The organism is Agrobacterium sp. CG160-95 (assembly GCF_053521725.1).
In genome coordinates this window covers 340,114-354,569 of the sequence record NZ_JBNWDU010000006.1, presented here as the reverse complement: position 1 = coordinate 354,569, position 14,456 = coordinate 340,114, and the positions used below count along the sequence as shown (strand labels likewise).

At 59.4% G+C, this 14,456-nt stretch carries 8 protein-coding genes; 6 read left to right on the top strand and 2 right to left on the bottom strand.

Annotation, left to right across the window (positions count from 1 at the left end):
* Positions 1-59 precede the first annotated feature (59 nt).
* The 6 genes from ACQZ63_RS21255 to trxA all read left to right on the top strand — a co-directional run bounded on the left by ACQZ63_RS21255 (position 60) and on the right by trxA (position 12,032).
* Positions 60-2,642 carry a sensor histidine kinase gene (locus ACQZ63_RS21255; RefSeq protein WP_113556070.1) on the top strand — a complete coding sequence of 861 codons (2,583 nt, stop codon included), beginning with the start codon at positions 60-62 and terminating at the stop codon, positions 2,640-2,642.
* A complete protein-coding gene (tsaE, locus tag ACQZ63_RS21250) occupies positions 2,639-4,144 on the top strand; it encodes a tRNA (adenosine(37)-N6)-threonylcarbamoyltransferase complex ATPase subunit type 1 TsaE (protein ID WP_038489246.1) in 1,506 nt (501 codons plus the stop codon). Before ACQZ63_RS21255 ends, tsaE begins: the two co-directional genes overlap by 4 nt.
* Before the next feature lie 23 nt (positions 4,145-4,167).
* Entirely contained in the window at positions 4,168-4,905 is a 738-nt protein-coding gene (locus tag ACQZ63_RS21245) for a nucleotidyltransferase family protein (RefSeq protein ID WP_013635190.1), read from the top strand.
* A complete protein-coding gene (addB, locus tag ACQZ63_RS21240; RefSeq protein ID WP_113556072.1) occupies positions 4,902-8,087 on the top strand; it encodes a double-strand break repair protein AddB in 3,186 nt (1,061 codons plus the stop codon). Before ACQZ63_RS21245 ends, addB begins: the two co-directional genes overlap by 4 nt.
* The gene (gene addA, locus ACQZ63_RS21235) at positions 8,077-11,634 is read left to right on the top strand and encodes a double-strand break repair helicase AddA (RefSeq protein ID WP_113556074.1); all 3,558 of its coding nucleotides are present in this window, start codon (positions 8,077-8,079) and stop codon (positions 11,632-11,634) included. The genes addB and addA overlap by 11 nt, the downstream gene beginning before the upstream one ends.
* 77 nt (positions 11,635-11,711) lie before the next feature.
* Complete coding sequence (trxA, locus tag ACQZ63_RS21230; protein ID WP_003516334.1) at positions 11,712-12,032, top strand: thioredoxin; 321 nt, start codon at positions 11,712-11,714, stop codon at positions 12,030-12,032.
* A gap of 49 nt (positions 12,033-12,081) precedes the next feature.
* On the opposite strand, the gene ACQZ63_RS21225 is transcribed toward trxA, so the two are convergent.
* The gene (locus tag ACQZ63_RS21225) at positions 12,082-13,461 is read right to left on the bottom strand and encodes a bifunctional folylpolyglutamate synthase/dihydrofolate synthase (RefSeq protein ID WP_174002930.1); all 1,380 of its coding nucleotides are present in this window, start codon (positions 13,459-13,461) and stop codon (positions 12,082-12,084) included.
* An 85-nt stretch (positions 13,462-13,546) separates the two neighbouring features.
* A complete protein-coding gene (accD, locus tag ACQZ63_RS21220) occupies positions 13,547-14,440 on the bottom strand; it encodes an acetyl-CoA carboxylase, carboxyltransferase subunit beta (protein ID WP_013635186.1) in 894 nt (297 codons plus the stop codon).
* Positions 14,441-14,456 lie beyond the last annotated feature (16 nt).

The window sequence follows — 14,456 nt, the reverse complement described above, 5'->3', positions numbered from 1 at the left end:
GGGGACGAAATGGGATGTCTTGTCGAAGATGCGGCACATAGGACGGAGACAGACCGGGGATGACGGTTCACAATTCGAATCTGCGCGAGCAGACAGTTCAACGCGTTGAAAACACGCATGCTGGCGTGGCATTGGGCGCGGCCATGGCGCGTTGCCGGCTGGCGATCAGTGCTGTGCGGACAAGCTTTTCGCGGCTTCCCGTCCTGATGTCCGGCACGGTTCTCGCCGGCTCTGCAAATGTGGCGCTGGCGCAGGACGGTCTTGTCGCAAAGACCGGCGCGCGGCTGTTTTCATCCGGAGAAACCATCACCTATTCGCTTTTTGTCGGCATGCTTTCGGCAACGCTGTTTTCCGTCGTCTGGCTGGTGCGCCAGCGCGGTAATATCGAGGCGGAGAGCGGTGAATACCGCAAGGCGCTGGCAGAATCCCACCACAAGATCGCGAAATACGAGGCGCTTATCTCCGACAAGAGCCGGCGCATCGTCATCTGGGACGGCGTGGACAAGCGCCCCGAATTCCTGGGGCAACTGCCCGTAGAGACGGGCGCACCGCAGGCGGATCACGATTTTCTGGCCTTCGGGCGCTGGCTGAAGCCATCATCCGCGAGCCAGCTTGAAAAATCCCTCGAAAAACTTCGCAGCCACGCACAGAGTTTCGATCTGACCATCGAGACGCAGCGCGGCGAAGTCATTGAAGTTCAAGGCCGGGTTTCCGGCGGCAATGCCTTCGCGCGTTTCGTCGCCCTCAACAACCTGCGCGCCGAACTGGCCGAATTGCAGGTGGAGCGCGAGCGCCTGATCGCCTCGGTCTCCACCTTTCAGGAACTTCTCGATTCGATCGAACAGCCCGTCTGGCGGCGCAATGGCGAAGGCGAACTCATATGGGTGAACCACGCCTATGCGCACGCTGTGGATGCGCGCGATGCCGAACAGACCATTCAGGAGAAACGCGAGCTTCTGAACACCGTTACCCGGCAGAAGATACGTGCGGCTGCCACGCCGAGTTCCCCCTACCACGATCGCATTTCGACGGTGGTTTCCGGAAACCGTACCTTCTTCGACGTTGTCGATATCAAGACGGCGGGCGGTTCTGCAGGCATCGCCATCGATGCCACCGAAGCGGAAACCACCCGCGAGGAAATGAAGCGGGTTCTGAAAAGCCACGCCGAAACGCTGGATCATCTCGCAACGCCCGTCGCCATTTTCGACGGCCGGCAGCGGCTGCAATTCTACAATCAGGCCTTTGCCACCCTGTGGGGCTTCGATCTGGTTTTTCTGGAATCCGGCCCCGATAATTCCGAGCTTCTCGACAGGCTGCGCACCGCCGGCAAATTGCCCGAGCAGCTGAACTGGAAAAACTGGAAAGAGACGGCACTCTCCGTTTACCGCTCTCTCGATACCAAGACCGATCTGTGGCATCTGCCCAACGGCCAGACGTTGCGGGTTATCGCGACCGCCCACCCGCAGGGTGGCGCAACATGGGTCTTCGAGAACCTGACCGAACAGGTCGATCTGCAGATGCGTTACAACACCTTGGTGAAGGTGCAGGGCGAAACCATCGACCATCTGGCCGAAGGTGTCGCCGTGTTTGGTGCGGACGGACGTATTCGCCTTTCCAACCCGGCATTCAGGGCCCTCTGGGGCGTTACCGCCGAGCAGGCGGAAACTGGAACCCACATCCGCGCCGTGGAGGCCGCCTGCACGCAATCCTACGACAAGCCGGATGGCTGGCGCTCTTTCAGCCAGTTCATCACCAGCTTTGACGATGAACGCCCGTCGAGACAGGGAACGCTGGAACTACTCTCCGGCCTGGTCCTCGACTACGCCATTATTCCGCTGCCGGATGCGCAGACCATGCTGACATTCGTCAACATGACTGACAGCGTGCGGGCCGAGCGGGCGCTCAAGGAAAAGAACGACGCACTGCTCAAGGCCGACGAGCTGAAGAACGATTTCGTACAGCACGTCTCTTATGAGTTGCGCTCGCCGCTGACCAATATCATTGGCTTCACCGATCTCCTGAAGACCCCGGGTATTGGAGAATTGACGGACCGGCAGGCGGAATATCTCGACCATATTTCCACCTCGTCTTCGGTTCTTCTGACCATCGTCAACGACATCCTCGATCTCGCGACCGTCGATGCTGGCATCATGCAGCTGAACTATTCGGAAAACGATCTCAACGAATTGCTCGATGACGTTTCGGTGCAGATTGCCGACCGGCTACAGGAAAGCGGTATTTCGCTCGAGATCGTCGCACCCGCGCATCTCGGCAGTCTGGTGGCGGATCACCAGCGCCTGAAGCAGATTCTCATCAAGCTCCTCACCAATGCAATCAATTTTGCGCCGGAAGGGTCTTCCGTTCAACTTTCATGCCAGCGCAGCGAGGGTGACTTCCTGTTCTCGGTGGCGGACAAGGGACCGGGTATCCCCGAAGACATGCTCAAGGCCGTGTTTGACCGCTTCGAGACGCGCGGCAACGGCGGGCGGCGGACCGGCGCTGGCCTTGGCCTTTCTATCGTGGAAAGCTTCGTCAGCCTGCATCACGGCACTGTCAGCATCGACAGCCGGCCCGGCAACGGCACAATCGTTACCTGCCGCATTCCTTCGGGTGTGCACCCGCATTCCATCGCCGCAGAATGAGTGACGATATCCTGCCGATCACCCTTTCCCTCAATGGGGAAAAGGACACCATCCGGTTAGGCGAAGATCTGGCGCTGGCTTTGGGAGCTGGCGATTGCCTCGCGCTGATCGGAGATCTCGGCGCGGGCAAATCCACTCTCGCCCGCGCCTTCATCCGGGCGATGGCGGATGCACCTGATCTTGAAGTTCCAAGCCCCACATTCACGATCATCCAGACCTATCCAACACGTATTCCCGTTGCCCATCTTGATCTGTACCGACTGTCTGACGTCTCGGAACTGGACGAACTCGGCATCGACGAGATGCTGGAAGACGGTATCTGCCTGATCGAGTGGCCTGATATCGCCGCCGAAATCCTCCCGCCAAACCAGACCATCAGCCTGCGGCTGGAGCACTCCGGTGACGGGCGTCTGGCCGTAATCGATGCTCCCGAGAAACAGAAAGCACGGCTTGAGCGCGTTTTTGCCATTCGCGATTTTCTTGCGAAAAATGGCAAGGGCGATGCGACACGCCATTTTCTAAGCGGCGATGCTTCCACACGCGCCTATGAGACCATTTCCACCGATGGTCCGGACCTTATCCTGATGGACTGGCGACGCCCTTTGAGAGGTGCGATCGTTGCTGACGGCAAGACCTATGCGGAAATCGCCCATCTTGCCCAGGATGCCCGTTCCTTCGTGGCGATCGGCAATTATCTGCGAAATAGCGGCTTTTGCGCGCCTGAAATACTGGCGGCGGATACCGATCAGGGCATTCTCCTCCTGGAGGACCTCGGGCGAGATGGGGTGCTTGCGCGTGACGGAACGCCGATTGAGGAACGTTATCTGCAAAGCGTCGCCTGCCTCGCCGCCCTTCACAAATCTCCGGAACCGCGCAAGCTGCCGGTCGGTGACGGCAGCACCTACGAAGTGCCTCCTTTCGATCGACCGGCGATGAAGATCGAGGTGTCGCTGCTGGTGGAATGGTATCTGCCCCACAAACGCGGCAAATCACTGTCCGATACCGAGAAGCGTGACTATTATGCTCTCTGGGACGGCCTGATAGACGCGCTCAGTGGCTGCGAAAGCGGGCTACTTCTGCGCGATTTCCATTCGCCGAACATTCTCTGGCAAGAGCATAATGCAGGCATCCGGCAAGTCGGACTGATCGATTTTCAAGACGCGATGATCGGCCCGACGGCCTACGATCTCGCCTCCATCGTGCAGGATGCGCGGGTTACCATTTCGCCCGAACTGCAGGAACGCCTGCTTTCGCACTATCTCGACATTAGACGAGACGAGCCATCCTTCGATGAGACGTCTTTTCTCAAGGCTTTCGCCATCATGTCGGCGCAGCGCAACTGCAAGCTGGCCGGTATCTGGGTAAGGCTGTTGGAACGCGATGGAAAACCCGGTTATATGAAACATATGCCAAGGACGTTTCGCTATCTTTCCGCAGCGCTTTCGCATCCCGAACTGGCACCGCTCAAAGACTGGTGCGTCCACATGGGCATGGAATTTTAAAGACTGAAAGACGGTTGACCACAATGACGATCAAGAACGCGATGGTGCTGGCCGCCGGGCTCGGCACCCGGATGCGCCCGATCACGGATACGATCCCGAAACCGCTCGTCAAGATCGCCGGCAAACCGATGATCGACTACGCGCTCGACGCCCTTGTCGAGGCCGGCGCCGAGAAGATCGTCGTCAACGTCCATCACCATGCCGATCAGATGATCGCCCATCTTGAAACCCGTACCGACGCCGAAATCCTGATTTCCGACGAGCGGTCGCAGCTGATGAATTCCGGTGGCGGGCTTGCCAAGGGCCTGAAACTTCTGGAGCCAGGTCCCGTCTTCGTCATGAATGCCGATCTTTTCTGGATTGGCGAACAGCTGAATGCCGTCAGCAACCTGCGCAAGCTTGCGCAATTCTTCGATGCCACGCGCATGGATATGGCGATGCTCTGCGTCGATATGGACCGTACCACCGGTCATAACGGCAAGAGGGATTTCAACCTCTCTTCGGATGGTAGACTGGCGCGGTATCGCGACGGGGACACGAACCCGGTGGTTTATGCCGGGGCCATTGCCATGGATTCGCACCTGCTGGATGATGCGCCGGGGGATGCTTTCAACTTGAATATCTATTTCGACCGCGCCATCGAGAAAGAACGACTTTTCGGACTTTCACTGGATGGCCACTGGATCACCGTCGGCACTCCCGATGCTATAGACGATGCCGAAAGTATCATCCGGCAATTCAGGGAAAAGCGCTCTGCATGACTTTCACCCATCACGCAAAGCGCGTCCTGACGATCGCTGCGGGAACACCGTTCCTCAAAACGCTCGCGGAAACGCTGTGTGACGGGACACTGACAGCCGGCTATAAATACGACCCTGCGAATCCGCTTTCGCTTGCCAAGGTGACGATCTATGTTCCGACCCGGCGCTCCGCCCGCGTGCTGCGCTCAGAGTTTGTCGATCTTCTGGGCGGCCGTTCCGCCATTTTGCCACTGATCCGGCCGCTCGGCGAAACCGATGACGACAGCGGCTTCTTCGAGATCGAAAATCCTGAGATCATGGATCTTGCGCCGCCGATTTCCGGCACCGGCCGGCAAATCGAGCTGGCGCGCCTCATTCTGGCATGGCGCAACAGCCTGCCGGACGCCATCAGGGCCATCCATTCGGACTCACCACTTGTCGCCCCCGCCAGCCCTGCCGACGCCATATGGCTGGCGCGTGCGCTTGGCGAAGTGATCGATGCGATGGATACGGAAGAAAAGGAATGGGAGGCGCTCGCGCATCTCGATACCGGCGATCACGCCCAATGGTGGCAGCTGACGGCGGATTTCCTGAAAATCGCCAGCGTGTTCTGGCCCGCCCGTCTTGCCGAACTCAATCGAACTTCCGCAGGCCGACATCGCAACGGCATCCTGAGGGCGGAGGCGAACCGGCTTGCAAACCTGCCGGACACCGGACCAATCATCGTTGCGGGCTCCACGGGCTCAATTCCGGCAGCAGCAGACCTTATCGCCTCTGTCGCCTCCCTGCCCCAGGGCGTCGTCGTGCTTCCGGGCCTCGATCTTACGATGCCGGAGGAGCAATGGGAGGCTATTGCCGAGGACCCTACCGATCCTTCAAGCCGCACCCATTCGCAATACGGACTCTACATGCTGTTGCAGAAGCTCGATATCATGCGAGACGATGTCGTTCAGATCGGCGTCATCGATAGAGACCTTGAAAAACGCGCGGCGGTTTTTTCGGCAGCACTTGCTCCTGCCAAATCCACCAGCGACTGGAACCGCTGGCGTGAGGACAAGCAACCCGGATTTTTCGACGAAGCTTTTGCGGCAGCGACCCTGATAGAAGCTGCCAACGAACGCGAAGAGGCAACCGCAATTGCGGTGGCGCTGCGGCTGGCGCTTGAAGCGCCGGGCGCTGGCCGCCCGTCTCAGGCCGCGCTGATCACGCCCGATCGCGGACTGGCCAGGCGCGTGGCGACGGAATTGCAACGCTTCGGTATTGAAGCCGACGATTCCGCCGGTACGCCGCTTTCCGCCACGCCGCAGGCCGGACTGACGCAACTCGCACTGGAAGCTATCCTCAGGCCCGGAGATCCGGTGCCGGTCATTTCCCTTCTGAAACATCCGCTCAGCCGTTTCGGGCTTTCGCTGGAGGCTTTTACAAAAGCATCAAAGGCGCTGGAATTGATCGCACTTAGAGGCGGCCGCGTCGAAACCGAAATCGGCAATCTGGAGGCGGTTCTCGATGCGCAACTGGCGGCGCAGCGCGATGACCGGCATCCGCCTGCCTGGAGGCTGGCACTGCCCGAGGGAAGCGTAGACGCCGCGCGCGATCTGGCACGCCGGATCGCCGTTTCGACAGAGCCGCTTGGCAGCGCATTCGTGCGTCGCGACCGCTCGGGCCGGTCTTTCACGGACAAATTGCCGCTTTCCGATTGGGCCGAGCGGACGGGCCGGGTAATCGAAGCCATCTGCGCGGATGACAACAACGATCTTGCCACTCTCTGGTCCGGCGAGGCAGGCGACAAGCTTTCCGGCCTGTTTGGCGAATTGATGGAAAGCGGCGAAATCCTGGATGCGGATGGTCCGCAATGGGCTGATATCTTCGCGGCACTGGTGGCTGGCGAATCGATCAAGCCGCGATCCATGCGCCATCCGCGCATTTTCATTTTCGGTGCCCTTGAGGCACGACTGCAAAGCGTCGACACTGTCGTGATCGGCGGTCTCAATGAAGGGCTTTGGCCGGGCCAGACGGCAAACAACCCGTTTCTGTCCCGCAACATGAAGACAGCCATCGGTCTGGAACCGCCGGAGCGGCGCATTGGCCAGCTGGCGCACGATTTCGAGATGGCGAACGGGACACGGCAGATTTTCTACAGCCGCGCGCTCAGACAGGGCTCGACACCCGCAGTCGCATCGCGCTGGCTGCAGCGATTGCTGGCACTCGGCGGCGAGGATTTTGCCGAACGGCTGAAGAAGCGCGGCGAGACCTATCGCCACTGGGCAGCCCTGATGGATGCGAGCATCGACCAGGAAGCAGCAAAGCGCCCTGCCCCCAAACTGCCGGCCGACTTGCAGCCGAAGAGCTATTCCTTCAGCGAAGTGGGCAGGCTGCGCCGCGACCCCTATTCGATCTACGCGCGGCGTATCCTGAAGCTCAACCCGCTTGATGGCTTCAACCGCGATCCCAATGCCGCCGACCGTGGCACGCTCTATCATGCAATCATCGAGCGCTATTCCCGCGAGGGGCATATTCCCGGCACGCCGGCATCGCTCGAGGCCATGCAGCGTATTCTGGATGAAAGTTTCGACGCGGAAGATCTTCCTGCACATGTCGATGTCATCTGGCGCCCGCGATTCGAGGCGGTGGCACGCGCCTTTATCGACTGGGAGAAAGAACGACATCCATCCATCCGCCGCAGCTTTTTCGAGGCGCGTGCCGGACAGGAAATCCCCGAGGCAGGCATAAGGCTGACCGGCATCGCCGACCGCATAGATATCAAGACCGGCGGTCAGGCGGATATTATCGACTACAAAACGGGGCTTGCGCCTTCAGTCAATCAGGCGCGCGCACTGCTCGACCCGCAGCTCGCGCTGGAAGCGGCAGCACTGATGCGGGGCGCCTTCCGCGAGGCGGGTTCGCAGACACCGGAAAACCTTATATATGTGCGCCTGCGGCCGGGTACCCGTTTTTTTGCCGACCAGGTGAACAACGAACACTCCAACCGGGGTGGCAAAAAAGCACCGAAATCGGCAATCGAGCTGGCAACCGAATCAATCGATCAGCTGGCCAAGTTCGTGCGTTCGCTGCGTGATGGCGAGAACGGTTTTGCCTCGCGGCTGGTGCCGGAGGAGCAGCAATCCTACGGTGGGGAATATGACCACCTCGCCCGGGTTTCGGAATGGTCGACGGCAGAACCGGGAGACGGCGATGATGATTGATCCTATCGATCACGGGCCTGCCACGGACACCCCGCAAAGCTGGATAGACTGGACGAGCGACCGGCAGCGGCTCGCCTCCGATCCGGCAAGTTCCGCCTGGGTTTCGGCCAATGCCGGTTCCGGCAAGACCCATGTACTGACCCAGCGCGTCATCCGTCTACTTCTGGCCGGGTGCCGACCCTCCGCAATTCTGTGCCTGACCTATACCAAGGCAGCGGCGTCCGAAATGTCGAGCCGCGTTTTCGACCGTCTGGCGGAATGGGCTACGTTGCCGGATAACGATCTTGGGGATCGCGTCGCTGCCATCGAAGGAAAGATGCCGGATCGCATAAAGCTGGCCGAAGCGCGGCGGCTGTTCGCCAAGGCGCTGGAAACGCCCGGTGGGCTGAAGATCCAGACGATCCACGCCTTCTGCGAAGCCTTGTTGCATCAGTTCCCGCTGGAGGCCAATGTCGCCGGCCACTTCTCCGTTCTTGATGACCGCGCCGCAACAACCCTACTGGCCGAGGCACGTCGGTCGCTTTTAACGGCGGTTTCGACGGAGGGAGACACCGATCTCGCGCAGTCTCTCGCTTATGTGCTTGATTTGGCGGACGAAAGCGGGCTCGAATCGCTACTAACCGCCATCATCGCCAATCGCAGCGCCCTTCGTACCTTTTTGATCGATGCAAAACAGGCTGATGGCATCGATGCCCAATTGCGGCAGGCAATGCAGATAGACGCGGGTGAAACAGAAGAAACGGCAGCGGCGGCATTCTGGCCCTTGCCCGGTCTCTCGGGGCTTTCCCTCGATACCTATCTGACGCTTGCCGATGAAGTGGGCGGATCGCGCGTCATAGATGTCGCTTATGCCCTGCGGGAAGCGAAACGGCAGACGGATTCCGTGCGGCGCATGGAATTCATCGAAGCTGCGCTGTTGACAGCCAAGGGCGAGAAAAAATCCGATGCCTATGTCATCAACAAGGGCATGCAGAAATCCGCACCCAATCTCGTCGACGCGCTGACGCTTGCGCGGGACCATGTCGTGGCCTGTCGCAACCGCTATCGTCTGGTGCGAATGCTGGAGGCGACGAAATGCGCGCTTGTTCTGGCTGAGAGACTGATCGGCGATTTCGAGGATCTGAAAAAGCAGCGAAGCCAGCTCGATTTTGAAGATCTGATCGAGCGCGCCGCCAATCTCCTCAACCGCGATACGGCGGGCGCCTGGGTACATTACAAGCTAGATCAGGGTATCGACCATATCCTCGTCGATGAGGCGCAGGATACCAGCCCTGTGCAATGGTCGATCATCCAGTCGCTGGCGGCGGACTTCTTCAGCGGCGAGAGCGCCCGCATGGGGCGGCGCACGCTTTTTGCCGTGGGTGATGAAAAGCAATCGATCTATTCGTTCCAGGGCGCACGACCGGAGCGGTTTTCGCAGGAGCGCGACGAGACCAAAAGGCGTGTCGATTCGGTGGAGCAGGCATTTCACCGCATCCGCCTGCCGCTGTCCTTCCGTTCCACGGAAGATGTGCTGGCCGCCGTCGATCAGGTCTTTTCGGACCCTAAAAATGCCAGCGGCCTCAGCGCCGATAACGAGCCAGTCGAACACCGCTCCAACCGCGCCGGCCACCCCGGCACCGTGGAAGTCTGGGATATGGTGGCGCCGGAAACCGCCGAGGACGAAGAAGACTGGACGGCACCTTTCGATGCACTTCGGGAAAGCGCGCCGGCCACCATCGTTGCCCGCCGGATCGCCGCGCGCATTGCCGGCATGATCGGCAACCAGACAATCATCGAAAAGGGCGTGGAACGCGCTATTGAGCCCGGCGATATTCTTGTGTTGGTCAGAAAACGCCATGCTTTCGTCAATGCGCTGACCCGTGAGCTGAAACGGCGCAAGAACATTCCCGTCGCCGGTGCCGACCGTCTTCGCCTGACCGATCACATCGCCGTGCAGGACCTTCTGGCGCTTGGCCGTTTTGTCGTGCTGCCTGAGGATGACCTTTCTCTGGCCGCGCTGTTGAAAAGCCCGCTTTTCAATCTCTCCGAAGACGATGTTTTCGATGTCGCTGCCACGCGATCCGATACGGAGAGCGTGTGGCAAAGATTGCAGACGCTTTCGCAAGACGAGAACAGCCGCTTCTTCGCAGTCGCCAACAAGCTCAAGAACTTTATCGGGCTTTCGAAAACGGCAACGGTGCATGATTTCTTCGCTGCGGTTCTGACCCTGCATGACGGGCGCAAAAAGTTCCTGGGTCGTCTCGGCAACGAGGCGAGCGATGTCCTGGACGAGTTCCTGTCCTTTGCGCTTGACCATGAAAGGACCGGCTTGCCCGGCCTGCAAGCCTTCCTATCCGTTCTGGAAACGGATTCGCCGGAGGTGAAACGCGAACAGGACAAGGATCGCGGTGAAGTGCGGATCATGACCGTGCACGCCTCCAAGGGTCTAGAAGCGCCGGTTGTTTTTGTGGTCGATGGCGGTTCGAAAGCCTTCAACCACAGTCATGTCCCGAAACTGCGCTTCGTTGAAGCAGACGGGGATGCCTTCCCCGTCTGGCTGCCTGGCAGCGGTTTTTCCAATCATCTCATTCGCGCCGATGAGGAACGCCTGAAGACGGCCGCGGAAGACGAATATCGCCGGCTGCTTTATGTGGCGATGACACGTGCCGCCGATCATCTGGTCGTTTGCGGTTATCGCGGCCAGAAGGAAAATCCCGAATGCTGGCACGCCATCGTCAAGGCAGCACTTGCCGACAATGAAAAGCACTGCCAGCCGCAACAGTTTATGGCCGATGGTGAAGAGTGGCAGGGGCTTGTCTGGCGCAAGTCCGATGCTCGTTCGACCCCCGCTCTGCCAAGGCTGCCTGAACCACAGACGCAAGAAGAATATGTTCTTCCGGCGGGGCTTCTTACCCCCTTGCCCGCCCTGCCATCATTGCCGAGGCCACTCAGCCCTTCCGGCGCGGGCACCATCATTGATGACGGTGCGGACGATCTTGCTGTGCGTTCGCCGCTTTTCGGCGAAAAAGCCAATGTCTCCTCACTGGCATTGCAACGCGGTCGGTTGGTGCATCGCATGCTGCAGGCCCTGCCGGATTTTGCCGAGAGTGAGCGGGAAGAGGCAGCCCGCCGCTATGCCGAACGCGCCGCACGGTTCTGGCCGACTGCCGAGCGCGAACATCTGATACGGGCGGTTTTGCGGGTCATGTCCGAACCAGCGGTGCAGCCGGCATTTTCGCCCAATAGCCGCGCAGAAGTTTCCATTATGGGGACCATGACGATCGGCAGGCAGCATTATGCGGTTTCCGGCCGTATCGACCGGCTGGCAGTGGATGGCGACCGCGTCATTCTGGTCGATTACAAGACGAACCGCGTGCCGCCGCGCGACGCGCACGAGATACCGTTCTCCCACACGGCACAGCTTGCCATCTATCGCGAAATTCTGTCACCGCTTTATCCCGGCAAGGAATTTGTCTGCGCGCTGATTTATACGGAAAATGCCGCTTTTATGACGGTTGGTGACGATGCCATGATGCAAGCCCTTGCCGCAATAAAGACAAAGTGAGATACCGGGGCATTGAAATTTCGACGCGCCCGCATCACATCGATAGTGGAAAAGATTCACTGAAAGGAGAGCCAGATATGGCTACCGTAAAAGTCGACGCCGCCAACTTCCAGTCCGAAGTCCTCGAATCCTCCGAACCAGTCGTAGTGGATTTCTGGGCCGAATGGTGCGGCCCGTGCAAAATGATCGCGCCGAGCCTCGAAGAAATTTCGTCCGAGCTTGCCGGCAAGGTCAAGGTCGCGAAGCTCAACATCGACGAAAACCCGGAACTGGCTGCCCAGTTCGGCGTCCGCTCCATCCCGACTCTTGCCATCTTCAAGAGCGGCGAAGTGGCTGACATCAAGGTCGGCGCTGCGCCCAAGACAGCGCTTTCGGCCTGGATTTCCGGCGCCGCGTAAGCGACTTTCCATGGAATAAAGAAAAGCCCGGCAGCGATGCCGGGCTTTTTTATTCGGGAGCCGTACCGTTCAATGCAAGCGCGTTTCCGGCAAGATAAAGCGAACCGCCGATCAGGATGCGCGGCGGCGGCCCTTCGGGATCGAAGCGACGCGATAGCTCGTCCAGCGCCTCGGTCAGCGAAGATGTAGGCGCCGCAACCAGACCGGCATCAAAGGCCGCATGGGCAAGCACGACGGGATCGATTGCGGCATCAGTGCCGCCGATTGGAACCGTGAAGACATATTCCGCGATATCGGCGAAAGCCTTGAAATAGCCCACCGGATCCTTGGTGTTGATCATGCCGGCAATGATGAAGAGCGGGCGCGGTGTCTTTTCTTCAAACCCCGCCATTGCCTCGGCAATGACTTCGCCCGCGCCTGGGTTGTGACCACCATCGATCCAGATTTCCGCATCCTTCGGAGCGATTTCAGCGATTTTTCCGGTTAGGACACGCTGAAGACGGCCGGGCCATTCCACTGTTGTCATGGCCTTTTCGATCATCCGCTCCGTCACCTCAAAACCGGCAGCCTTGACGGCCCGGATCGCGGCAGCGGCATTGGCAAGCTGGTGGCGACCGGGAAGACGTGGCAGCGGCGCGTCGGTCAGGCCGAATTCATCCTGGTAGACCATACGGCCGAACTCTTCATGGGCGGAAAAATCCTGCCCATAGACTGATGCCGGGCAACCAAGACGCTCAGCCGTGGAAACGAGGGTATCCAGCGCCGCATCATACTGCTGATGACCAATGACGACAGGGGAACCCGACTTCATGATGCCGGCCTTTTCAGCGGCAATCAGTTCCACCCGGTCGCCGAGATAGGCCTGATGATCGAGCGATATCGGCATGATAACGGAAACGGCCGGGTTGTTGATCACATTGGTCGCATCGAAGCGCCCACCGAGCCCAACCTCGACCACGGCAGCGTCCGCCGGATGCTCCGCGAAAAGCAGAAACATCGCGGCGGTCAGAATTTCGAAAACCGTTATCATCTGGCCGCCGTTGGCAGCTTCGATGCGGCGCAGCGCATCCGCAAAGACGGCATCATCGACATAACGGCCTTTTTCGCCGGAAACGCCGATGCGATAACGTTCATGCCAGTTCACGAGATGCGGAGAGGTGTGAACGTGCACGGAAAGTCCTGCCGCCTCCAGTAATGCGCGGCAAAAGGCCGTAACCGAACCCTTGCCGTTGGTGCCTGCGACATGAATAACCGGCGGCAACCTTTTCTGAGGGCTGCCTAGTTTTTCCAGAAGACGGGAAATTCTGTCCAGTGAAAGATCAAAACCCTTGGGGTGAAGCTGCATCAGCTTTTCGATGATCTGTTCGGCCTCGCCGATTGCGGGCTTCGTCATATCTTCTGTTCGCCTTTCAGGCGTTGTATTGGCCATTTGTCCGCCGCACCCGAGATGAAATCATGCAACGTATAACGTCATCCCGAAGGCGCTTCCCGCCTCCGGGCGACATATTTTTCCGTCAGGCCGAAGCCGCAAGCGGAATGACCGCGTTTGCTTCTGCCGGAGCCTTCGTCATGATCTTGAGAAGGCTTGCCAGCGTATCGGGAATTTCGCGGCGATCGATCACCATATCCACCATGCCGTGCTCCAGCAGGTATTCCGATGTCTGGAAGCCTTCAGGCAGCTTTTCGCGAATGGTCTGCTCGATCACGCGCTTGCCCGCAAAGCAGATTTCGGCGCCCGGCTCGGCAATATGCACGTCGCCCAGCATGGCGTAGGAAGCAGTGACGCCACCCGTCGTCGGGTTCGTCAGAACCACGATGTAGGGCATGCCTGCTTCTTTCAGCATGTTGACAGCAACCGTGGTGCGCGGCAGCTGCATCAGCGACAGAATGCCTTCCTGCATGCGGGCGCCACCGGAGGCCGGGAACATGACCAGCGGGCAACGCTCTGAAATGGCGCGCTCGAACGCCTTAACGATGGCTTCTCCGGCCGCGATGCCGAGAGAACCGCCCATGAACTGGAATTCATGCACAACGGCAACGATCTTCAGGCCTTTCAGGAGGCCAACGCCGGCAAGGATAGTATCTTCCTGCTCGGTCTTCGTGCGGCTGTCGCGCAGACGGTCGGTGTATTTCTTGGAATCGCGGAACTTCAGCGGATCCTGCGCCACCTTCGGCTGCGGCAAGGCCTCATAGACGCCACCATCGAAAAGATCGACGAGACGCGCCTTTGCCGGCATCTTCATGTGGTAACCGGAAGCCGGAATGACCCACTTGTTATCTTCCAGATCCTTGTGGAAGACCATCTCGCCCGTTTCCGGGCACTTGATCCACAGGTTCTCAGGAACCTCCGGGCGGCGGCCAAGCATGGAATTGATCCGGGGCCGTACGTAATTGGTGATCCAGTTCAACTGACTACTCCTGACT

Excerpts from the sequence above, each read along its gene's own strand:
- ACQZ63_RS21255 (WP_113556070.1), top strand. The coding sequence starts at position 60 with ATGACGGTTCACAATTCGAATCTGCGCGAGCAGACAGTTCAACGCGTT.
- tsaE (WP_038489246.1), top strand. The coding sequence starts at position 2,639 with ATGAGTGACGATATCCTGCCGATCACCCTTTCCCTCAATGGGGAAAAG.
- ACQZ63_RS21245 (WP_013635190.1), top strand. The coding sequence starts at position 4,168 with ATGACGATCAAGAACGCGATGGTGCTGGCCGCCGGGCTCGGCACCCGG.
- addB (WP_113556072.1), top strand. The coding sequence starts at position 4,902 with ATGACTTTCACCCATCACGCAAAGCGCGTCCTGACGATCGCTGCGGGA.
- addA (WP_113556074.1), top strand. The coding sequence starts at position 8,077 with ATGATGATTGATCCTATCGATCACGGGCCTGCCACGGACACCCCGCAA.
- trxA (WP_003516334.1), top strand. The coding sequence starts at position 11,712 with ATGGCTACCGTAAAAGTCGACGCCGCCAACTTCCAGTCCGAAGTCCTC.
- ACQZ63_RS21225 (WP_174002930.1), bottom strand. The coding sequence starts at position 13,461 with ATGGCCAATACAACGCCTGAAAGGCGAACAGAAGATATGACGAAGCCC.